This window comes from Streptomyces sp. NPDC057565, assembly GCF_042801455.1.
GTDB lineage: Bacteria > Actinomycetota > Actinomycetes > Streptomycetales > Streptomycetaceae > Streptomyces > Streptomyces yanii.
In genome coordinates this window covers 323,742-342,625 of record NZ_JBHVFU010000006.1, presented here as the reverse complement: position 1 = coordinate 342,625, position 18,884 = coordinate 323,742, and the positions used below count along the sequence as shown (strand labels likewise).

Here is an 18,884-nt window from a genome sequence, read left to right as displayed (position 1 = left end):
GGTCCCGTTCGGCGAGCGGCCTCACGGCGCGCGACGGCATCATCGAGCCGTCCGGCGATCGAGGACGGAGCGGCAACCGGGCGCCCCGGTCACCGCACCCGCTACGCGTACGTCGCGATGTCCTTCACCACGGAGAACCCCAGCCCGTACGCGCTCATCCCCCGCCCGTACGCGCCGATGTGCACCCCGCCCGGCGCCGACCCCGCCAGCACCCAGCCGAACTCGGACTCCCGGTAGTGGAACGGCACCGGAACACCGTCCACCGGCAGGGACAGCAACGACCATGCGGGCCCGTCCAGATCGTCGGCGAGTTCGAACGCCGTCTCCGTCTGCTGGTCCAGCCAGTCGTCGCGCAGCGCGTGGTCCAACTGCGGGGGCCACGTGTACGCCAGCAGACCCGAGCCCGCCAGCCACGCCGCCGACGACACCGTGGTCGCCTCCAGCACCCCCGTACCGTCGCCACTGCGCCGCACGGGACTGCTGGCCACCGTCACCACGGCCGCGAACCGGTGCTTCTCGCCGCTGGAGTCACCCCGTACCTGAGGCTCCTCACCGTGCCCGGTCGAACCGTGCTGCACCGTGCCGTCCGCCGCCGTGCCGACCTGCATCAGCCAGCGCGGCCCGGTGAAGGCTTCGTCCAGTCCGTACCAGGGGAACGATGCCTGCAGATAGCCGTCGACCGTACGCCGGGTCGCCGGCACACCCTCTGCGGTGACTGTGCTGGGCGCACCTTCCGCGCCTACCCGACTCGTCGTCTCCATCTGCCCGGCCGCCTCCTCGATCCCTAGGGGTCCGCAGCGGCCCGCCCCCCTCGGGCGTCCTCGCAACCGGACAGATGGAGAATAGCGATACCGTCCTGACGAGTCGGGATTGACCGGTGTCAGGTGGCGTCTGCGTCGAAGGGCGGACGATCGTCCTTCGCAGGCTGCTCGCGTTTCTTGAGCAGGTCGGGGGCGCCCGGGGAGCCGTTCGCCGCAGTGATCGCCGCGCTGCCCGACACGCCGCCCGCGGAGTCCTTGGACGTGCTCTCGCGACCGTTGACCGCGTCGGTGACCTCGGCCATCTCCTTACGGAGATCGAAGCTCTCGCGGATCTCCTTCAGCCCGAGATCGTCGTTCCCGTCCATGAGCTGCTTGCGGACGAACGTCTTCGGGTTGAGGTCCTCGAACTCGAAGTCCTTGAACTCCGGGCCGAGCTCCGTACGGATGTCTTCCTTGGCGCTCTCGGAGAACTCGCGGATCTTGCGGATGAAGCGTGAGGCGTCCTGGATGACCTTGGGCAGCTTGTCGGGGCCGAAGATCAGCACGCCGAGGATCACGAGCGTCACCAGCTCTAGTGCGCCTATGTCATTGAACACCTTGTTGCTCCTCGTGTTCCCCGAGCCCAGGTCGGATGAGGTCCGGACCCGGCCCACGGTACCCGGCCGAACTGTCCGGGCGGTAGCGTCCCGGGGACGTCAGGTGCCGGTTGCCGACCCCAGAGTCAAAGTCATGGACAGGTCTTTACCACCGCGGGTCAAACCGAGGTCCAGACGGTCACCCGGACGGTGCGCGCGGATCTTCACGATCAGCTCCTCGCCGCTGTGCACCCGCTGCCCGTCCACCTCGGTGATGATGTCGCCCGGCTTGATGCCGGCCTTCGCCCCGGGACCGCCGGGTGTCACCGCGGGCTTGCCCGCCGCGCCCTTCGCACCGACCTTGGCACCGTCACCGGTGTACTTCATGTCCAAGGTCACACCGATCACCGGATGCGTGGCTCTGCCGGTGTTGATCAGCTCCTCGGCGACCCGCTTTCCCTGGTTGATCGGGATGGCGAAGCCGAGGCCGATGGAACCGGCCTGGCCGCCCTCGGTCGACGAACTGTTGTCGGCGGCGCGGATGGCGCTGTTGATACCTATGACATGGGCGTCGGTGTCGACGAGCGGGCCCCCGGAGTTGCCCGGGTTGATCGGGGCGTCGGTCTGCAGCGCGTCGACGTAGCTGATGTCGCTGCCGTCGCCCTTCTCGCCGCCCGCGGTGATCGGCCGGTCCTTGGCGCTGATGATGCCGGAGGTGACGGTGTTGGACAGGTCGAAGGGAGCGCCGATGGCCACCACCGGGTCGCCGACCTGCACATTGTCGGAATTGCCCAGTGGCAGCGGCTTGAGTCCGGAGACGCCGGTGACCTTGACCACGGCCAGGTCGTAACCACTGTCCTTGCCGACGAGCTCGGCGCGCGCGGTCTCGCCGCCGCTGAACGTCACCGTGATGGAACCGGAGGAACCGGCCGGGGCGACGACATGGTTGTTGGTGAGGATGTGGCCCGACTTGTCGAGGACGAAGCCGGTGCCGGTGCCGGATTCGGTGGTGCCACTGACATGGAGGGTGACCACGCTGGGCAGGGCGCTGGCGGCGATACCCGCGACGCTGTCGGGGGCGCGGCCGCCGCTGTTCCTCGCGGCCTGCGGAAGCTCGACCGTGGTCAGACCGCCATTGCGCTCGACGTAGGCACCGATGCCGCCACCGATGCCGCCCGCCACCAGGGCAAGCAGCAAGGCTCCGACGAGCAGGGAGCCGCGTCGGCTCTTCCTGCGCCCGCCGTCCGACCCGAGAGGGGGGCCGGGGTGGGTCAGTGGCTGCCGGGGCGCACCCCAGGGGTCGTACTGCACCCACTGCGAGGACTGCGGCGGCTGGGACGGGGGCGTGAAGGCCTGGGCAGGGGCCGGGACGGGCGCGGGGGCCGTGGGCACGCCTGCGCCGTTCGTGCCGGTGCCTGCGTACGACGGGGGCAGAGGAGTGCCGTGCGCCGGTGTCGGCACCGGGCGCTGTACGGGTGGTGCGGGCGCCCAGGGGCCGGGGCCGCCGTACGGCGGGGTGCTGTACTCATCGGGCTCGCGCAACGGCTTCACCGCAGGCACGGGCGCCTGGGCCGTCGCTGCGGGTGCATGCACCCCGGACTCGGACGTCACCGGCGCGGGTGCCACCAGTGGTGCGGGCGCCACGGGCTCGGGCGGTGCGGCCTGGGCGGGAAGTACGGGCACCGGGCTCACGTCTGCGACGACCGTGGTGTCCAGGTCACCGGCCGGTGTGTCCACGGCCCGCACGTCCTCCGCCGGGAGGGAGGCGTCCTGCGGCGCTGATGCGGTGGTGCGCCCCGCCGTGGGGCGGCTCCACCACTTCGCCTTCGGCCCGGTGGGCTTCCCGTCGTCCATGTTCTCCCCGCAACCGCCACAACTGGCCTCTGCACGCGCCCGAAAGGACATCCCTCCCGGTAATTCCTCCGGGGATTCAACCAGGTTTGCGAATCGCTGCGCAGACCCCCGTCAGCGCCGGGCGGAAAGCGGCAGACGGCGATCGGCGGAGGCGGGCAGGGCTGCCGCCGACGTGGGTGTCCGGGACGCGGTCGGCGAGGGCGTGGGGGAAACGGGGTTCAGGCCGCTTCCGAGCGCGTGCGCGAACAGCGGGCTGGTGGCGGTCGGACGTATCAGCGGGGACGCGGACACATCCGTCAGTACCGCCGCGGCGAAGGGGTTGGCCGTGAGCCGGCCGGTGCCGAACCGGGCGGGGACAGGTGCCGCGGCATTCGGTGGCCGAGCCGGGGTACCGGTCGTGGAACCACCGCCGGGCACGCCGTACGTGCCGGGGCTGCTGCCACCGCGACGGCTGGTCACGCTGCCGCTCTCGGCCCGCGCGGCGGCATCGAGCGGAGTCACGTTGCTTCCGGCGCCCTCGGCGCGGGTCGCGGCGTCGGGACCTGCTCCTGTCGGCAGGGCGCCACCCAGCGCGATGGCCGCCAGCGAGACGGCGCTGGCCGCCGCGAAGGCGAACCTGCGGCCGCGCCACGGCGACCGGTCCCCTTCCCGGCCCACCTCATGGATCCGGAACGCCGAACGCGATCCGTCGACCGGAAGCACGGCCGTCGAGCCGTGCGGCGTCCCGAGGTAGCCGAAACGGTCCAGCGGCGACTTTCCCGAAGGCGGATCGGTGCGGCTGCCGGGGGGCTGCACCACCGGGAAAAGTCCGTCGGCGAAGCGCCCGGAGCCGCCGAATGGTCTTCCTTGGCGGTCGTCGTCACCGCCCGGCCCCCCGGGAAGGCCCTGCAGCCGGGCGAGGAACCCCTCGGACGGCGACGGCGGGGCGGACTGTGCGAAGACACTCTTCAGCCGCCGCTGGGCGGCAGCCTCGGCCTTGCACTTCGCGCAGGTCGCGATATGGGCGAGCACCCGATCGCGGGCGTCATGTTTGAGCTCACCGTCGACAAGCGCGGCGAGGCGGTCCCCCAGGTGCTGTTCCGCAGGGGTCGGACCTGTGCCACTCACGCCGGCCCGCCCTCCCCTGCCACCACTGCTCCCGCCAGCGAGCGCTGCTCGGCGCGGGCCTCGGGAGAGCGGTGCTGCAGAGCCTTGCGCAGGTGCGAGCGGCCGCGGTGAATACGGCTGCGCACGGTGCCGAGCTTCACGCCGAGGGTCGCGGCGATCTCCTCGTACGACAGTCCCTCGATGTCGCAGAGCACGACCGCGGCACGGAATTCGGGCGCAAGTGTGTCCAGCGCCTGCTGCACGTCCGCGTCGAAGTGGGTGTCGTTGAAGACCTGCTGCGGAGACGGCTCACGGCTCGGCAGCCGCTCGGCGGCGTCGTCACCGAGAGAGTCGAAACGGATCCGCTGCTTACGACGGACCATGTCCAGGAACAGGTTGGTCGTGATGCGGTGCAGCCAGCCCTCGAAGGTGCCGGGCGTGTAGGTCGACAGCGAACGGAACACCCGGACGAAGACCTCCTGAGTGAGGTCCTCGGCGTCGTGCTGGTTTCCCGTCAGACGGTAGGCAAGGCGGTAGACACGACCGCTGTGCGTGCTGACGATCTCTTCCCATGAGGGCGGCATCCACGCCTGGGAGTCCGCATCTGAGGCGAAGGTCGCGGTCGGTGCGGAGTCGTTGGAAGAACGGTCAGCAATGTTGGTCACGGATTTCGGCTCACCCGCTGATCTGAGAAAGCGCCGCAGCGCTCGTCCCCGACCCACAGGAGCAGCCGCACCTCCCCTGTCGGCTCTGGTGGTGTCCAGTGGAGCCCCTACCATAGCCACCTCGCCCGTTAGCTCCGGATAAGCCTTTTTCCTGCTGAGGTCCGGGATCATCCCCGGACCCGCCGGCCCCTGGTCCCGGACCCGATCTGCGGGCAGGATCCATGAGCTTTCCTCTGCCCCTTCCTAACGCCCGGTCCCATCTGCGGGTTCCCGGGTGCAGCGGATACAGTCACCGTTGCGCCAACTACGGGGACAGGAGAGGGTCATTACCGCCAACCGGCAGACGAGCTGGGCGTTCGCCGACGCCTTTGTCGCCGAGGACGAAGCACTGCGCTGGGCCAGAGACCGGGCCCGGGAGGCAGGGCTCCGCTCGGTGTCACCGGGCACCGGCGCCGCGCTGCGCTTGCTCGCTGCCACGACCGACGCCAAGGCGGTGGCCGAAATCGGCACCGGAACCGGCGTGTCCGGCATCTATCTGCTGCACGGGATGCGGCCGGACGGGGTGCTGACCACGGTCGACCCGGAGCCGGAGCGGCAGCAGTTCGCCCGCCAGGCCTTCCGGGCTTCGGGGTTCGCGGCCAATCGGGCCCGATTCATCCCCGGCCGAGCCCTCGACGTACTTCCGCGGCTCGCGGACGGCGGATACGACCTCGTGTTCTGCGACGGCGACCGGCTGGAGAGCCTGGACTGCCTCGCTGAATCGTTGCGCCTGCTGCGACCTGGCGGTCTGGTCTGCTTCGAAGGCGTCTTCGCGGACGGCCGTACGGTCGACTCCGCGGCGCAGCCGGCGGAGGTGCTGCGGCTGCGGGAGCTGTTGCGGGCGGTGCGGGAGAGCCAGGAACTGATGGCCACCTTGTTGCCGGTGGGCGACGGGTTGCTCTGCGCCGTCCGGCGCGGGTGACCGCTCGTCGCCCCTTGCCCCTCACCGGGCCGGCCGGGCGCCCTCGGTCCCCCGACCTGCCCCACAGCCGCGAAGGGAGTGGGGACGTCCTTCGACGCGCTTGTTCCGAATGCATCACTGCCCCGGCACGGGTCCGTGCCGGGGCAGTGATGAAGTGTGGGCGCCTCTGCGTCAGCCGACGACCTTCTTGAGGGCGTCGCCGAGTGCATCGGCCTCGTCCGGAGTCAGCTCCACAACAAGCCGACCGCCGCCTTCGAGCGGAACGCGCATGACGATGCCCCGCCCCTCCTTTGTCACCTCGAGCGGGCCGTCGCCCGTCCGCGGCTTCATGGCCGCCATGCTCGTTCCCCTTCCTGAAACCAGCCCATAACAACCGGCGGCCCCATGACAGGCGCTGTCTCACCGGCATCGAACACATTGCTTCCAGGCCATTATCCCGCATCACAGACCCCGATGACCAACATCGGTCTGCATCGCTTGCGCAACGCGCTCTCGCAAAACCACCCAATTCGGCGATCCGACTGCGATACTCCGTCGCCCTCGCCCCTCCATCGGGGCGCAATTGTTAGACGCAGGTCACATGTTCCGCCTCGATGATGTCGGCCATGCTTGCCTGAACAGGCATTGCCCGAGGCGCAAAGGGGACAGCAAATGGCGGACCACGTGGCCGACACCGTGCTCTACGAAGTGACGGACGGACTCGCGACGATCACGATCAACCGTCCCGACGCGATGAACGCCATGAACACAGCGGCCAAGGTGGCCCTCCGTGACGCGCTGCAGTCGGCCGCGGCCGATACCGCTGTCCGGGCGGTTCTGCTCACGGCGGCCGGCTCGCGCGCCTTCTGCGTCGGCCAGGACCTCAAGGAACACGTCGCCACGCTGGCCGCCACCCGCGAATCGGGTTCCGGCAATGCGCTGAGCACCGTGCAGGAGCACTACAACCCCGTCGTGCGGACGATCACCGGGATGGAGAAGCCGGTCGTCGCCGGGGTGAACGGGGTCGCCGCCGGTGCGGGCTTCGGCTTCGCGCTCGCCTGCGACTACCGGGTGGTCGCCGACAGCGCGTCGTTCAACACCTCGTTCGCCGGGGTCGCCCTCACCGCGGACTCAGGTGTCTCGTGGACGCTGCCCCGGCTGATCGGCCGGAGCCGCGCAGCCGATCTGCTGCTCTTCCCGCGATCGATCTCGGCTCAGGACGCGTACGAGCTGGGCATCGTGAACAAGCTGGTGCCCGCGGCCGACCTCGCCGCGGAGGCCCTGGCAGTGGCCCGCAAGCTGGCGGACGGCCCGACGGTGGCGTATGCCGCGCTCAAGGCGTCGTTGGCCTACGGCGCCGGGCACACGCTGAGCGAGACGCTGGAGAAGGAGGACGAACTCCAGACGAAGGCGGGCGCCTCGGAGGACCACACCATCGCGGTACAGGCCTTCCTGGACAAGGCGAAGCCGAAGTATCTGGGGCGATAGGGCCTGGCAGGGGTCGGTCCGGGCCCGGGGCCGTGGACGGTTGCTCACCGGTGGGTGGCTTCCTCCACGGCACCGCCGGCCCCGCAGCGTGGCTACGCCCCGGTGCCGCGGGCCACACAGTCGGCCAGGTGGTCGTCGACCAGGCCGCACGCCTGCATCAGGGCGTAGGCCGTGGTGGGGCCGACGAAGCGCAGGCCACGCTTCTTGAGGTCCTTGGCGAGCGCGGTGGACTCCGGCGTGACCGCCGGTACGTCGCCGAGGATGCGCGGGGCGGGGCGGGTGGCCGGGTCCGGGGCGTACGACCAGATCAGTTCGTCCAGGTCGCCGTCCGGCCATGCGGCCAACACCTTGGCATTGGCCAGCGTCGCCTCGATCTTCGCGCGGTTGCGGATGATTCCGGCGTCGGCAAGGAGGCGATCCTTGTCGGCGTCGGTGAACTCCGCCACCGCACGGATCTTGAACCCGGCGAAGGCACTGCGGAATCCTTCCCGGCGGCGCAGGATCGTCAGCCAGGACAGCCCGGACTGGAACGCCTCCAGGCAGAGCCGCTCGAACAGGGCGTCGTCGCCGTGGACGGGGCGGCCCCATTCCGTGTCGTGGTAGGCGAGGTAGTCATCGGTGGACAGTCCCCACGGACAGCGCAGCCGGCCGTCCGCGCCCGCTTCGGCGCCGCCGCTCATCGCCGCGGCTCCTCGCCGGACCGGGGCCCGGACTCCGGACCGGGCGGCGGCTCCTGCTGGGATCCGGACCGGGGCCCGTACTGAGGTCCGGACGGAGGCCAGGCACGCGGCTCCGGCTCCTGGTCGGGCTGCTGCCCGGACTGCGGCGCCGCCCAGGGTGTCCGCTCGGGCCGCGGCCGGTCCTGCGGCTCCTTGAGGAGCCCGACACCGCCCACCGCCGTCGCCTGCGCTCCGGCGAGCGCCGACTCCAGCTCGGCGATCCGCGCGTCCCGCTCGGCAAGCTCGGCGCCCAGCCGGCCGAGCGCGTCGTCGACGTCCGCCATCCGGTACCCACGTGCCGTCACCGGCAGTCGCAGCGCCTCGACGTCCGCGCGGCCGACCGGACGGGTCGCGGGCAGCGGGTCGGACAGCTGCTCGGGCGCCACGTCCTGGAGGACGGCACTCCTTCCTCCGCCGACCACCGCGAGGGTGACCGCGGCCACGACCACCACCATCGCCAGCAGCAAGAACCAGAACACGCGCATCTCCCCTGGGGCGGAAACCTGTCCGCCTCCGATCGTGCCATGCGGTACCGACAGTTAGGGTCGCAGGCGGCGGTGGGCGATCTATCCAGAGGAGAAACACAGGATGCGAAGCGGTGCGCTCAGGCTGGGACGGCGCGAATTCGGGGCGCACGAGCCAGTGATCATGGCGATCGTGAACCGTACTCCGGATTCCTTCTACGACCAGGGCGCGACCTTCCGCGACGAGCCCGCGCTCGCCCGGGTCGAGCAGGCCGTCGCCGACGGCGCAGCGATCATCGACATCGGCGGGGTGAAGGCCGGTCCCGGCGAGGAGGTGACCGCCGCGGAGGAGGCCCGTCGCACCGTCGGGTTCGTCGCCGAGGTGCGGCGGCGTCACCCCGATGTGGTGATCAGCGTCGACACCTGGCGCCACGAGGTCGGTGAGGCGGTCTGCGAGGCCGGTGCCGATGTGCTGAACGACGCGTGGGGCGGTGTCGATCCGAAGCTCGCGGAGGTGGCCGCGCGGTACGGAGCGGGGCTGGTGTGCACGCACGCGGGCGGAGCCGAACCGCGGACCCGGCCGCACCGGGTCGCGTACGACGACGTGATGGCGGACATCCTGCGGGTGACGGTGGGGCTGGCCGAGCGGGCCGTGGAGCTCGGGGTCAGGCCGGACGGCATCATGATCGACCCCGGCCATGACTTCGGGAAGAACACCCGGCACTCCCTGGAGGCGACGCGTCGCCTCGGTGAGATGACGGAGACCGGCTGGCCCGTCCTCGTATCGCTGTCCAACAAGGACTTCGTCGGGGAGACGCTCGACCGGCCCGTGAAGGAACGGGTGATCGGGACGCTGGCGACGACCGCGGTCTCGGCGTGGCTGGGCGCGCAGGTCTACCGGGTGCACGAGGTAGCGGAGACGCGGCAGGTGCTGGACATGGTGGCGTCGATCGCGGGGCACCGGGAGCCGGCGGTGGCCCGGCGCGGGCTGGCGTAGCGGCGGTGAGGCAGCGGGGCGGGACGGGCGCGAGCCGGGGCCGCTGCGCGAGACGCGTCCCCTGCCCGCCCCTTCCCGATCCGGGGCACTGCCCCGGACCCCACCCCTCAGTCGCCGGAGGGACTCGCCGTGGTCAGCGGCCGACTTCCTTCGTGACGAGGTCGACCGCCTCGTGCACGTCGTCCGTGACGTGGAACAGCAGCAGGTCCCTCTCGGACGCCTTCCCCTGCGCCACCACCGTGTTCCGCAGCCAGTCCACGAGGCCGCCCCAGTACGCGGTGCCGAAGAGCACGATCGGGAAACGGGTCACCTTGCCCGTCTGGACGAGGGTGAGCGCCTCGAAGAGCTCATCGAGTGTGCCGAGGCCGCCGGGCAGGACGACGAAACCCTGCGCGTACTTCACGAACATCGTCTTGCGGACGAAGAAGTAGCGGAAGTTCACGCCGATGTCGACGTGCGGGTTGAGTCCGGACTCGAAGGGCAGCTCGATACCGAGGCCGACCGAGATGCCCCTCGCCTCCCGCGCGCCCTTGTTCGCCGCCTCCATCGCTCCGGGGCCGCCCCCGGTGATCACCGCGAAACCGGCCTCGACCAGCGCCTTGCCGATCTGTACGCCCGCCTCGTAGTCCGGGCCGTCGGCCGGACTGCGGGCCGAGCCGAAGACACTGATCGCGCTCGGCAGCTCTGCCAGCGCGCCGAAGCCCTCGACGAACTCCGACTGGATGCGCATCACCCGCCAGGGATCGGTGTGCACCCACTCGGAATCGCCCTCGGAGTCCAGCAAGCGCTGATCGGTGGTACCGGGCTGTACCTGTTCCCTGCGGCGCAGTACCGGACCGAGCCGCTGCTCCTCGGGGACGTGAGCTTCTTCGGGGATGCCCATGACCTGCTCCCTCCGACGACGTGACGCCATGACGACGTGCTGTGTCAGGTCAGGGTAGATCTACGGAGGTTACGGGGAGGGGTATGCCGTGAGTCAGCTGGTGAGCCAGGAGCGGAGCCGGTCCTCGCAGTGGGTGATCCGGTCGACCGCCACGTGCTCGTTGCGCTTGTGCGCGAGGAGCGGGTCACCGGGCCCGTAGTTCACGGCGGGGACGCCCAGCGCGCCGAAGCGGGAGACGTCCGTCCAGCCGAACTTCGGCTGCGCGGTGCCGCCGACCGCCTCCATGAACGCCTTGGCCGCCGGGTGGGAGAGGCCGGGCATCGCCGCGCCGGAGTGGTCGTCGACGGTGAACTCGACGACGCCGCAGTCCGCGAAGACCTCGTGGACGTGGGCGAGGGCGTCCTCGGGGCTGCGGTCGGGGGCGTACCGGTAGTTGACGACGACGGTGCAGGCGTCCGGGATGACGTTGTTGGCGACGCCGGCCTCGATGCGTACGGCGTTCAGACCCTCGCGGTACTCCAGCCCGTCGATGACCGGCCGGCGCGGTTCGTAGGCGGCGAGGCGGGTGAGGATCGGGGCGGCGGCATGGATGGCGTTGGACCCCATCCAGCTGCGCGCGGAGTGCGCCCGCTCCCCCTCCGTACGGAGAAAGACCCGCAGGGTGCCCTGACAGCCGCCCTCGACCTGGGCGTCGGACGGTTCGAGGAGGACGGCGAAGTCGCCCTCCAACCAGTCGGGGTGGGCGTCTGCGACATGGCCGAGCCCGTTGAGGTGGGCGGCGACTTCTTCGTTGTCGTAGAAGACGAAGGTGAGGTCGCGGTTGGGCTCGGGCACGGTCGCGGCGATCCGCAGCTGGACGGCGACGCCCGACTTCATGTCGGAGGTGCCGCAGCCCCAGAGCACGCCGTTCTCGTCGAGCCGGGACGGGACGTTGTCGGCGATCGGCACGGTGTCGATGTGTCCGGCGAGTACGACGCGCTCGTCCCGGCCGAGGTTCGTCCGGGCCACGACGTTGTTGCCGTGCCGGTCCACGGTCAGGTGCGGGAGCGTGCGCAGGGCCGTCTCGATCGCGTCGGCCAGCTCCTTCTCGTCCCCGCTGACCGACGGGAAGTCGACGAGGCGGGCAGTGAGGGCCGGGCCGTCCAGGGTGAGGTCAAGGGTGCTTTCGGGCATGGTCCCGACCCTAAGGCCTGTGCGGTCCTGATCCGCCGGACGGGCCTGGGGACTTCCTTGTGGACCAGGCCGGACCGGGGCCTCGCGAGCCCGGCGGGATCCGGAGGAAAAGTCCCTGAGGGACTTCGCCGTCGGCCGCGGTCGGGCCCTCCAGTACGGTGGGCGCGTGCCCCGGACCGCCTCCTCCGCCCGCCGACACACCGGCCGCAGTCGCCTTCTCCGCATCATGGCGGCCTTTGCCGTGCTCGTGGCCCTGGCCGGCTACCTGACCGTTCAGTACATCTCGGGCAACAAGGGCGTCGAGCGGTGCACCGTGCAGTCCGCCGACGGTTCGTCGGGCCGGGGACGTACGTACCGGCTGAGCCTGGAGCAGGCCGCGAACGCCGCGACGATCTCCGCGGTCGGCACCACGCGCGGGATGCCTGAGCGTGCGGTGACGATCGCGTTGGCGACGGCGTTGCAGGAGTCCGGGCTGCGCAATATCGAGCACGGCGACCGGGACTCGCTCGGGCTGTTCCAGCAACGCCCCTCGCAGGGCTGGGGCACCGAGAAGCAGATCCTGGACCCGGTCTACTCGGCCGGGAAGTTCTACCAGCATCTGGCCGAGGTCCCCGGTTACTCGCGGCTGCCGCTGACGGTGGCCGCGCAGCGGGTGCAGCGCAGTGGTTTCCCGCAGGCGTACGCGAAGCACGAGCCGGATGCCGCGCTGCTGTCCGCCGCGCTGACCGGCCGTACGCCCGCCGCGCTGACCTGCACGCCGACGCAGACGGCGGCAGGGCCCGCCGATGCGGCAAAGGTGCGGTCGGCGCTGGTACGGGCCTTCGGCAAGGGTGTGCTGCCCTCCTCGGGCAAGGCGGGCGCCGGGGCGTCGGGCGCGGCGAATGCGGGCACGGTCTCGGTGCCGGTGAAGGCGGCGCGGACCGCCGGGGACGGCGGCAGGGCGCAGCGCGGCTGGGAGCTCGCGCACTGGGCGGTGGCGCAGGCCGAATCACTGGGCATCGACGAGGTCGCGTACGCGGGCCGGGTATGGAGCACCGGGTCGGGCTGGCGGACGGACCGTGCGGAATCAGGCACCGCACAGGTACGCATGCGACTCGTTCGCTAGTACGGAAGATCCCTCGTAGGGGCCATCCGGCCCGTCGGGAGGCTGCCGCCGCCACACACCTCCGACGGTCTCCACTTCATGCACCAATTCCCTTGCGGGAAAAGGGAAGTGACGACTCATGCAGCCTTTGGGGAATGCAATGTTTGCCCGGGTTCCTCCGTTGCGGATTATGTGACGCATTACCGACTCTTTACTTCGGTCCACCGCAACCTCACCCGCCCCCACGACGGTTGTCACTGCGTCCGATCAACGGACAGACAGATTCAACCCCGTCGAAGGAGCATCATGTCCCTCCCCCTGACCCGTCGGATCGCCCGTGCCGCGCTGCTGATCGCGGCGGGTGCAGCCCCCGTGGTCGGTGCGGCCGGCGCCGCAGGTGCCGCGGAGCTCCCGCAGGCCCCGGAGCTCGGCGGTCTGACGACCGTCGACGGCGCCGGTCTCGGCAAGATCGTCGACGGCGCGTCCGAGCAGGGCGCCAAGGTCGCGGGTGCCACCGGCGGCAAGATCGTCGGGACGGCCGTCCCGGCCGCGGGCAGGACCGTCGGCAGCAAGGCCGCCCCCGCAGCGCAGAAGGTCGCCGGCGAGGCGGCGGGCAACGCCGGTGAGCTGGTCGGCGGGGCCACCGGTGCGGCGGCCAAGGGCAGTCTGCCGACCGACGGTCTCGCCGGTGGCGGTCTGCCGACGACGCAGGGCCTGCCCACCCACGGCCTGCCGATCGGCTGAGTCAGGACAGCCGCTTGACCGCGGCTGCCACACGCTCGTCCGTCGCCGTGAACGCCACCCGCACGAAGTGGTCGCCCGCCGGTCCGTAGAAGTCGCCCGGCGCCACCAGGATGCCGAGCTCCGCAAGGTACGCCACGGTGTCCCAGCAGGGTTCGTCGCGGGTCGCCCACAGGTAGAGGCTCGCCTCGCTGTGCTCGATCCGGAAGCCGTGGGCCTCCAGCGCCGCCCGCAGCGCGGTGCGCCGGTCCGCGTACCGGGTCCGCTGCTCGGCCACGTGCGTGTCGTCGCCGAGCGCCGCGACGGTGGCGGCCTGGACCGGGGCGGGCGTCATCATCCCGCCGTGCTTGCGGATCAGCAGCAGTTCGCCGAGGACGGCCGCGTCGCCCGCGATGAACGCCGCGCGGTATCCGGCGAGGTTGGAGCGCTTGGAGAGGGAGTGGACGGCGACGATGCCCTCGTACGTGCCGCCGCAGACGTCGGGGTGGAGCACGGAGACCGGTTCGGCCTCCCAGCCGAGCTCCAGGTAGCACTCGTCGCTGAAGACCAGCACGTCGTGCTCGCGCGCCCAGGCGACGATCCGGGTCAACTCGTCCTTGGACAGGACCCGGCCGGTGGGGTTGGACGGCGAGTTCAGCCAGAGCAGCTTGAGTCCGGCCGGGTCGAGCTCGGTGGGGTCGTCGTAGACGACGGGCTCGGCGCCGCAGAGCCGGGCACCCACCTCGTACGTCGGGTAGGCGAGCCGCGGGTATGCCACCTTGTCGCCCGCGCCGAGGCCGAGCTGGGTCGGCAGCCAGGCGACGAGCTCCTTGGAGCCGACGACCGGCAGCACGTTCTCGTGCGCCACGGAGACCGCACCGAGCCTCCGCTCCACCCAGCCGGTGAGGGCGTCGCGGAGTTCGGTCGTCCCCCACACCGTCGGATAGCCGGGGCTGTCCGCGGCGGCGACGAGCGCCTGCTGGATCAGCTCCGGCACCGGGTCGACGGGCGTGCCGACGGAAAGGTCGACGATGCCGTCCGGGTGGGCCGCAGCGGTCGACTTGTAGGGCGCGAGCTTGTCCCAGGGGAAGACCGGGAGGCGGGAGGAGACTGCTGCGGACACGGCTCTCTGCTTTCTCGTACGAGGGTGACGAGGGTTGTTCGGGTGGTTCGTGCGGCGCCGGGTCTGCCTGCGGCCCGGACCGGAAAACACCTCGGTCCCGCACGGTGACGAGCCGTACGGGACCGGGGCGGCGCACGTGCTGGCCGCTGGTTACTGGTTCTGCGGCGGCAATGCTGCGATGAACGGATGGTCGCGCTCGATCAGACCCAGCTTGGAGGCACCACCCGGCGAACCGAGGTCGTCGAAGAACTCGACGTTCGCCTTGTAGTAGTCCTTCCACTCCTCCGGGGTGTCGTCCTCGTAGAAGATCGCCTCGACCGGGCAGACCGGCTCACAGGCTCCACAGTCGACGCACTCGTCCGGGTGGATGTACAAGGACCGCTGGCCCTCGTAGATGCAGTCGACGGGGCACTCTTCGATGCAGGCCTTGTCCTTTACGTCGACACAAGGCTGCGCGATGACGTAGGTCACGCTGTCGTTCCTCCTCGGTAGGGCGTTGGCTCTCGCGCGGGAGCGCGGCGTCGTCGATGCCCGCACCTAGTATCTCCGTTCCTGGGCGCGAACCGAACAGGAGGGGCGGAGAGAGCTGTGGAATTCACCATGGGCGGACGGGCTGAGGTCCGGATTACCCCGGCTGACGTGGGCAAACGGGTATCAGTCCGACGTCGTTCGGAAGGCGGCGCGGCGGGCTGGAGATTCACCGACACCGTCGGGGTTCTCACATCCTGGAACAACCATGTGCTGTCGATCACACCGAAGAGCGGTGAATCCGTCCACATCGCGGAATCCTCGCTGGTGGCGGGCAAGGTCGTCCCCTCCGCGCCGGCCCGGCGCCGGGGCCCGTCGGCCACGTTCGCGGAACTCGCCCACGTCTGCGCCCGCGCCTGGCAGCCGGTGGAGAGCGAACCGCTCGGCGACTGGCAGCTGCGCGCGGCGGAGGGCTTCACCCGGCGCGCCAACTCCGTGCTGCCGCTCGGCGATCCCGGGGTGCCGCTCGACGAGGCGCTCGCGCGGGTGGAGCGCTGGTACGAGGACCGCGGGCTGCCCGCCTACATCCAGACCGCGACGGGCGCGGAGGGCACACAGGAGAATCTGTGCGCGGAGCTGGAGGAGCACGGGTGGCGGCGCGAGGTCACGGCGCAGGTGCGGATCGCGGCTCTGGCGCCGATCGGCGATCTGGACGCGGACGTCGCGCGGGTGCGGCTGAGCCGGGGGATCGACGAGGCGTGGCTCTCCCGGTACCAGCGCTTCGACACTCCGGGCCCGCATGTACTGAAAGTGCTGGGCAGCGGGCCCTCGGTGTGGTTCGCGACCGTGCCGGGTGACGCGGCGGGCGACGCGCCTGCCGCGATCGGACGGTGTGTCGTGGACGGGCGCTGGGCGGGCTTCATGGCTGTCGAGGTCGATGCCGCGTACCGGCGGCGGGGTCTGGCCTCCGCGGTCATGACCGCACTGGCCCGGCAGGCGCTGGACGAGGGGGCGTCGGCGGCGTGGCTGCAGGTGGAGGCGGACAATGAGGGGGCGCATGCGCTGTACGACCGGATGGGGTTCGTGACCCATCACCTGTACCACCACTTCCGGTCCGCCTAGGGACAGGAGCATGTCCCCCATGAACCCTCGGCTGAACCCCCGGCAGCAGTTCGCCGAGGAGGCGCGCGCCGAACGGCCCGACCTGGCGTTGCTCTGCCTGCTGCTGGCCGCGGAGGCCGACCCGGCGCTGGACGCGGACGGTATCGACGCTGCACAGATCGAACTGGACCGGCTGGCGGGACTGCTTCCGTACGGGGTACGGGGCGGGCGCGCCTGGGCCTCGGCACTGGCCGAACTGCTCGGCGAGCGGTGCGGGTTCGTGGGCTCGTCGACGGACTACCAACGGCTGCAGTCGTCGCTGCTGCACGAGGTGTTGCGGCGCCGGCGCGGGCTGCCGATCCTGCTGTCGGTGGTGTGGATCGAGGTGGCGCGGCGGGCGGGCGCTCCGGTGTACGGGGTGGCGCTGCCGGGTCATTTCGTCGTCGGGTTCGGCGATCCGGCGGAACAGGTGCTGGCCGACCCCTTCGCCGGCGGCAGGCCGATGACCGGCCAGGACGCGGAATTGCTGGTGACGGGGGCGACCGGGGCGCCGCTCGAGCCGTCGATGCTGGTGCCGGCCCGGCCGCTGGAGATCGTGCTGCGGATCCTGAACAACATCAGGGCGTGGGCGGCGGCCCGCCCGGAGTGCACGCGGGTGGCGCTGTGGGCGGTGGAACTGTCACTGCTGCTGCCCTCGCATCCGGCGCGGCTGCGCTACGAGCGGGCGCAGCTGCTTGTACAGAGCGGGGAGTTCCTTCGCGGGGCGGAGGAGATGGAGGAGTACGCGGAGCTGGTGGAAGCGGTGGAGCCGGCGGCGGCAGAGATGGTTCGGGGGCGGGCACGAGCGGCGCGGGCCTTGCTGAATTAGGGGTGCGCAACTGTGGGGACCGGGGTAGTCCGGTTGCCGTTCGGACCTCGGTCGCAGGCCGGGCCCGGCGCCCAGGCGCCACGGCGGAACCCCGTCCCGTACCGAACACGGCAGCTGAAGCTCCGGGCCGAATGCGCAAGCCTCCATCGGGTCGAAAGAGGAGCGGCGCATGTCCGGAGGGCGCCCGAGCGGGCGCGCGGTCTCTCCTGCGCGCCACGCGCGCCGCTCCCCGCACCGGCCCCGCAGCGCCTCACGAGTGACGCGAAGGACACCCCCAGGTGATCACGCGCGCACGGGGCACACCACCAACCAGCCATCGCTGCAAGCGAGTTCGGGCCCACTGTCAGGGTCTCGCCGCACCGATCGCGCGGCGCGTCACCATGAGGAGGCGTCAGCAAAAAAGTGGCTATGCGGCGCCAAACCTTATTACGCCACGCCATGCAGTCCGATGGGTGATTATCGGTAATTCGCCACCCGAAGGGCCCACGGCATAGCTCCAATGCACAGCTCCCCGATGGCGCCGAGTCGCGTTCCGGTTAACGGTGGATCACGTCGCAACTGCGTCACCTTGAGTCGGCACCCCGTCACTCATCGCAGTCGCGTCGAAAGGAATGTGTTCAGATGCGCTCTGCCCGCACACTGTTCGCTTCGGCCGCGATCACGGCGGTCCTCGCCATCACCACTCCTGCGGCCCATGCCATCACGCTGGCCGATGACTGGGACGGCGGTTCCTCTTCCAGCAGCGACGATCACGGCGGCCGCGGCGATGACCGCGGCGACGACAACGGCGACCGCGGCGGCGACCGCGAAGACGACAACGGCGGCGGCTACCGCGAAGACGACAACGGTGGCCGCGAAGACGACCACGGCAAGAAGGACGACCACGGCAAGAAGGACGACCACGGCGAGAAGGGCGGCTGGGGCGACAAGGGCGAGAAGGGCGGCTGGGGCGACAAGGGCGAGAAGGGCGGCTGGGGCGACAAGGGCGAGAAGGGCCACCACGGCGGCAAGGGCGAGAAGGGCGACAAGCCCCGCGGTGGCGTCCGCACCGGTGGCGGCGCCATGGCCATGATGCTGGCCAAGGAGTGGCAGCCCGGCAACGACTCCGACGGCAACTCGAAGAAGGGCGGAGACGACCGCGGCGACAAGGGCGGCTGGGGCGGCAACGGGGGCGGCTACGGCGGCGACGAAGGCAGCTACGGCGGCGACGACGGAGGCAGCTACGGCGGCGACGACGGAGGCGGCTACGGCGGCGACGACGGAGGCAGCTACGGCGGCGACGACGGAGGCGGCGACGACGGAGGCGGCTACGGCGACGACGAAGGCGGCTACGGCGACGACGAAGGCAGCTACGGCGACAAGGACGCCCGGCCCGACCACGGCAAGGGCGGCTGGGCCGAGAAGCACGGCGACAAGGGCAAGGGCGAGAAGGGCAAGGGCGAGAAGGGCAAGGGCGACAAGGGCCACCACGGCGGCAAGGGCGAGAAGGGCGACAAGCCCCGCGGTGGCGTCCGCACCGGTGGCGGCGCCATGGCCATGATGCTGGCCAAGGAGTGGCAGCCCGGCAACGACTCCGACGACAACTCGAAGAAGGGCGGCTACGGCGGCGACGACGAAGGCAGCTACGGCGGCGACGACGAAGGCAGCTACGGCGGCGGCCGTGGCGGCAACGAGGGCGGCTACGGCGGCAGCCGTGGCGGCGACGAGGGCAAGCCCCGCGGTGGCGTCCACACCGGTGGCGGCGGGACCGCGATGACCGGCGGCGGTCTGGCTGCCGGTTCGGCGCTGCTCGTCGGTGGGCTGGGCGTCGGTGCATACAAGGTGCGCCGCCGTCAGGCCACGGGCGGCGCGGTGGCCTGAACGAACTGAACCGCTGATCTCGCGCAGCTGTCGCGGTCGCCGTCCCCCGGGGTGG

Annotated in this window: 19 protein-coding genes and 1 pseudogene; 8 read left to right on the top strand and 12 right to left on the bottom strand. The window is 71.0% G+C overall.

All coding sequences use genetic code 11. The annotated features are described in order from the left end of the window. Positions 1-101: 101 nt before the first annotated feature. The 5 genes from ACFU8W_RS16095 to sigE form a co-directional block, all read right to left on the bottom strand. Positions 102-761 (bottom strand): hypothetical protein, encoded by a 660-nt coding sequence (locus ACFU8W_RS16095; RefSeq protein WP_384036910.1) that lies wholly within the window; start codon positions 759-761, stop codon positions 102-104. Positions 762-880: 119 nt separating this feature from the next. Further along, a complete protein-coding gene (locus ACFU8W_RS16090; RefSeq protein ID WP_384036908.1) occupies positions 881-1,357 on the bottom strand; it encodes a sec-independent translocase in 477 nt (158 codons plus the stop codon). 99 nt (positions 1,358-1,456) lie between these two features. After that, on the bottom strand, positions 1,457-3,190 hold the full coding sequence (locus tag ACFU8W_RS16085; RefSeq protein WP_384036905.1) for a S1C family serine protease: 1,734 nt from the start codon (positions 3,188-3,190) through the stop codon (positions 1,457-1,459). A gap of 111 nt (positions 3,191-3,301) precedes the next feature. Then, positions 3,302-4,297 (bottom strand): zf-HC2 domain-containing protein, encoded by a 996-nt coding sequence (locus ACFU8W_RS16080; RefSeq protein WP_384036902.1) that lies wholly within the window; start codon positions 4,295-4,297, stop codon positions 3,302-3,304. Further along, positions 4,294-5,055, bottom strand: a complete 762-nt coding sequence (gene sigE / locus ACFU8W_RS16075; protein ID WP_345510607.1) for an RNA polymerase sigma factor SigE — start codon at positions 5,053-5,055, stop codon at positions 4,294-4,296. Before sigE ends, ACFU8W_RS16080 begins: the two co-directional genes overlap by 4 nt. 181 nt (positions 5,056-5,236) lie before the next feature. Here sigE and ACFU8W_RS16070 point away from each other — a divergent pair, with 181 nt between their 5' ends. Further along, complete coding sequence (locus tag ACFU8W_RS16070) at positions 5,237-5,902, top strand: O-methyltransferase (protein WP_345510608.1); 666 nt, start codon at positions 5,237-5,239, stop codon at positions 5,900-5,902. A gap of 171 nt (positions 5,903-6,073) precedes the next feature. Here the strand turns inward: ACFU8W_RS16070 and ACFU8W_RS16065 are convergent, their stop codons facing one another. Then, entirely contained in the window at positions 6,074-6,241 is a 168-nt protein-coding gene (locus ACFU8W_RS16065; protein ID WP_003966491.1) for a DUF3117 domain-containing protein, read from the bottom strand. A 312-nt stretch (positions 6,242-6,553) separates the two neighbouring features. Here ACFU8W_RS16065 and ACFU8W_RS16060 point away from each other — a divergent pair, with 312 nt between their 5' ends. Beyond that, entirely contained in the window at positions 6,554-7,369 is an 816-nt protein-coding gene (locus ACFU8W_RS16060) for an enoyl-CoA hydratase/isomerase family protein (RefSeq protein WP_384036899.1), read from the top strand. 92 nt (positions 7,370-7,461) lie between these two features. Here ACFU8W_RS16060 and ACFU8W_RS16055 read toward each other — a convergent pair whose 3' ends face one another. After that, on the bottom strand, positions 7,462-8,049 hold the full coding sequence (locus tag ACFU8W_RS16055) for a DNA-3-methyladenine glycosylase I (RefSeq protein WP_345510529.1): 588 nt from the start codon (positions 8,047-8,049) through the stop codon (positions 7,462-7,464). A gap of 143 nt (positions 8,050-8,192) precedes the next feature. Then, a pseudogene (locus tag ACFU8W_RS16050) lies at positions 8,193-8,567 on the bottom strand (hypothetical protein); the annotation flags it as partial. A 109-nt stretch (positions 8,568-8,676) separates the two neighbouring features. Between ACFU8W_RS16050 and folP the strand changes: the two are divergent. Next, the gene (gene folP, locus ACFU8W_RS16045; protein ID WP_384036896.1) at positions 8,677-9,549 is read left to right on the top strand and encodes a dihydropteroate synthase; all 873 of its coding nucleotides are present in this window, start codon (positions 8,677-8,679) and stop codon (positions 9,547-9,549) included. 133 nt (positions 9,550-9,682) lie between these two features. On the opposite strand, the gene ACFU8W_RS16040 is transcribed toward folP, so the two are convergent. Together ACFU8W_RS16040 and dapE are read right to left on the bottom strand one after the other, a co-directional pair. Then, a complete protein-coding gene (locus ACFU8W_RS16040; protein ID WP_345510532.1) occupies positions 9,683-10,432 on the bottom strand; it encodes a TIGR00730 family Rossman fold protein in 750 nt (249 codons plus the stop codon). 93 nt (positions 10,433-10,525) lie between these two features. Continuing rightward, positions 10,526-11,605 (bottom strand): succinyl-diaminopimelate desuccinylase, encoded by a 1,080-nt coding sequence (gene dapE / locus ACFU8W_RS16035; RefSeq protein WP_384036892.1) that lies wholly within the window; start codon positions 11,603-11,605, stop codon positions 10,526-10,528. A 166-nt stretch (positions 11,606-11,771) separates the two neighbouring features. On the opposite strand from dapE, the gene ACFU8W_RS16030 reads away from it, so the two are divergent. After that, positions 11,772-12,710 (top strand): hypothetical protein, encoded by a 939-nt coding sequence (locus tag ACFU8W_RS16030; protein WP_384036889.1) that lies wholly within the window; start codon positions 11,772-11,774, stop codon positions 12,708-12,710. A gap of 285 nt (positions 12,711-12,995) precedes the next feature. After that, positions 12,996-13,433, top strand: coding sequence for an ATP-binding protein (locus ACFU8W_RS16025; RefSeq protein WP_345510535.1), 438 nt, complete (start codon positions 12,996-12,998; stop codon positions 13,431-13,433). Position 13,434: 1 nt separating this feature from the next. Here ACFU8W_RS16025 and ACFU8W_RS16020 read toward each other — a convergent pair whose 3' ends face one another. Further along, on the bottom strand, positions 13,435-14,532 hold the full coding sequence (locus tag ACFU8W_RS16020; RefSeq protein ID WP_384036886.1) for a bifunctional succinyldiaminopimelate transaminase/glutamate-prephenate aminotransferase: 1,098 nt from the start codon (positions 14,530-14,532) through the stop codon (positions 13,435-13,437). 150 nt (positions 14,533-14,682) lie between these two features. After that, positions 14,683-15,003: a ferredoxin gene (gene fdxA / locus ACFU8W_RS16015; protein ID WP_037688837.1), complete on the bottom strand. Its 321-nt coding sequence runs from the start codon at positions 15,001-15,003 to the stop codon at positions 14,683-14,685. Between the two features lie 117 nt (positions 15,004-15,120). On the opposite strand from fdxA, the gene ACFU8W_RS16010 reads away from it, so the two are divergent. The 3 genes from ACFU8W_RS16010 (at position 15,121) to ACFU8W_RS16000 (ending at position 18,829) form a co-directional block, all read left to right on the top strand. Next, positions 15,121-16,122 carry a GNAT family N-acetyltransferase gene (locus tag ACFU8W_RS16010; RefSeq protein ID WP_345510537.1) on the top strand — a complete coding sequence of 334 codons (1,002 nt, stop codon included), beginning with the start codon at positions 15,121-15,123 and terminating at the stop codon, positions 16,120-16,122. Positions 16,123-16,141: 19 nt separating this feature from the next. Next, the gene (locus ACFU8W_RS16005; RefSeq protein ID WP_384036883.1) at positions 16,142-16,969 is read left to right on the top strand and encodes a tetratricopeptide repeat protein; all 828 of its coding nucleotides are present in this window, start codon (positions 16,142-16,144) and stop codon (positions 16,967-16,969) included. Positions 16,970-17,590: 621 nt separating this feature from the next. Continuing rightward, complete coding sequence (locus ACFU8W_RS16000) at positions 17,591-18,829, top strand: hypothetical protein (protein ID WP_384036880.1); 1,239 nt, start codon at positions 17,591-17,593, stop codon at positions 18,827-18,829. The last annotated feature ends 55 nt before the right edge of the window (positions 18,830-18,884 follow it).

Bases quoted from the DNA above. Each gene is read 5' to 3' on its own strand.
- ACFU8W_RS16095 (WP_384036910.1), bottom strand. From the start codon at position 761: ATGGAGACGACGAGTCGGGTAGGCGCGGAAGGTGCGCCCAGCACAGTC.
- ACFU8W_RS16085 (WP_384036905.1), bottom strand. From the start codon at position 3,190: ATGGACGACGGGAAGCCCACCGGGCCGAAGGCGAAGTGGTGGAGCCGC.
- sigE (WP_345510607.1), bottom strand. From the start codon at position 5,055: ATGGTAGGGGCTCCACTGGACACCACCAGAGCCGACAGGGGAGGTGCG.
- ACFU8W_RS16065 (WP_003966491.1), bottom strand. From the start codon at position 6,241: ATGGCGGCCATGAAGCCGCGGACGGGCGACGGCCCGCTCGAGGTGACA.
- ACFU8W_RS16060 (WP_384036899.1), top strand. From the start codon at position 6,554: ATGGCGGACCACGTGGCCGACACCGTGCTCTACGAAGTGACGGACGGA.
- ACFU8W_RS16055 (WP_345510529.1), bottom strand. From the start codon at position 8,049: ATGAGCGGCGGCGCCGAAGCGGGCGCGGACGGCCGGCTGCGCTGTCCG.
- folP (WP_384036896.1), top strand. From the start codon at position 8,677: ATGCGAAGCGGTGCGCTCAGGCTGGGACGGCGCGAATTCGGGGCGCAC.
- ACFU8W_RS16040 (WP_345510532.1), bottom strand. From the start codon at position 10,432: ATGGGCATCCCCGAAGAAGCTCACGTCCCCGAGGAGCAGCGGCTCGGT.
- dapE (WP_384036892.1), bottom strand. From the start codon at position 11,605: ATGCCCGAAAGCACCCTTGACCTCACCCTGGACGGCCCGGCCCTCACT.
- ACFU8W_RS16025 (WP_345510535.1), top strand. From the start codon at position 12,996: ATGTCCCTCCCCCTGACCCGTCGGATCGCCCGTGCCGCGCTGCTGATC.
- ACFU8W_RS16005 (WP_384036883.1), top strand. From the start codon at position 16,142: ATGAACCCTCGGCTGAACCCCCGGCAGCAGTTCGCCGAGGAGGCGCGC.
- ACFU8W_RS16000 (WP_384036880.1), top strand. From the start codon at position 17,591: ATGCGCTCTGCCCGCACACTGTTCGCTTCGGCCGCGATCACGGCGGTC.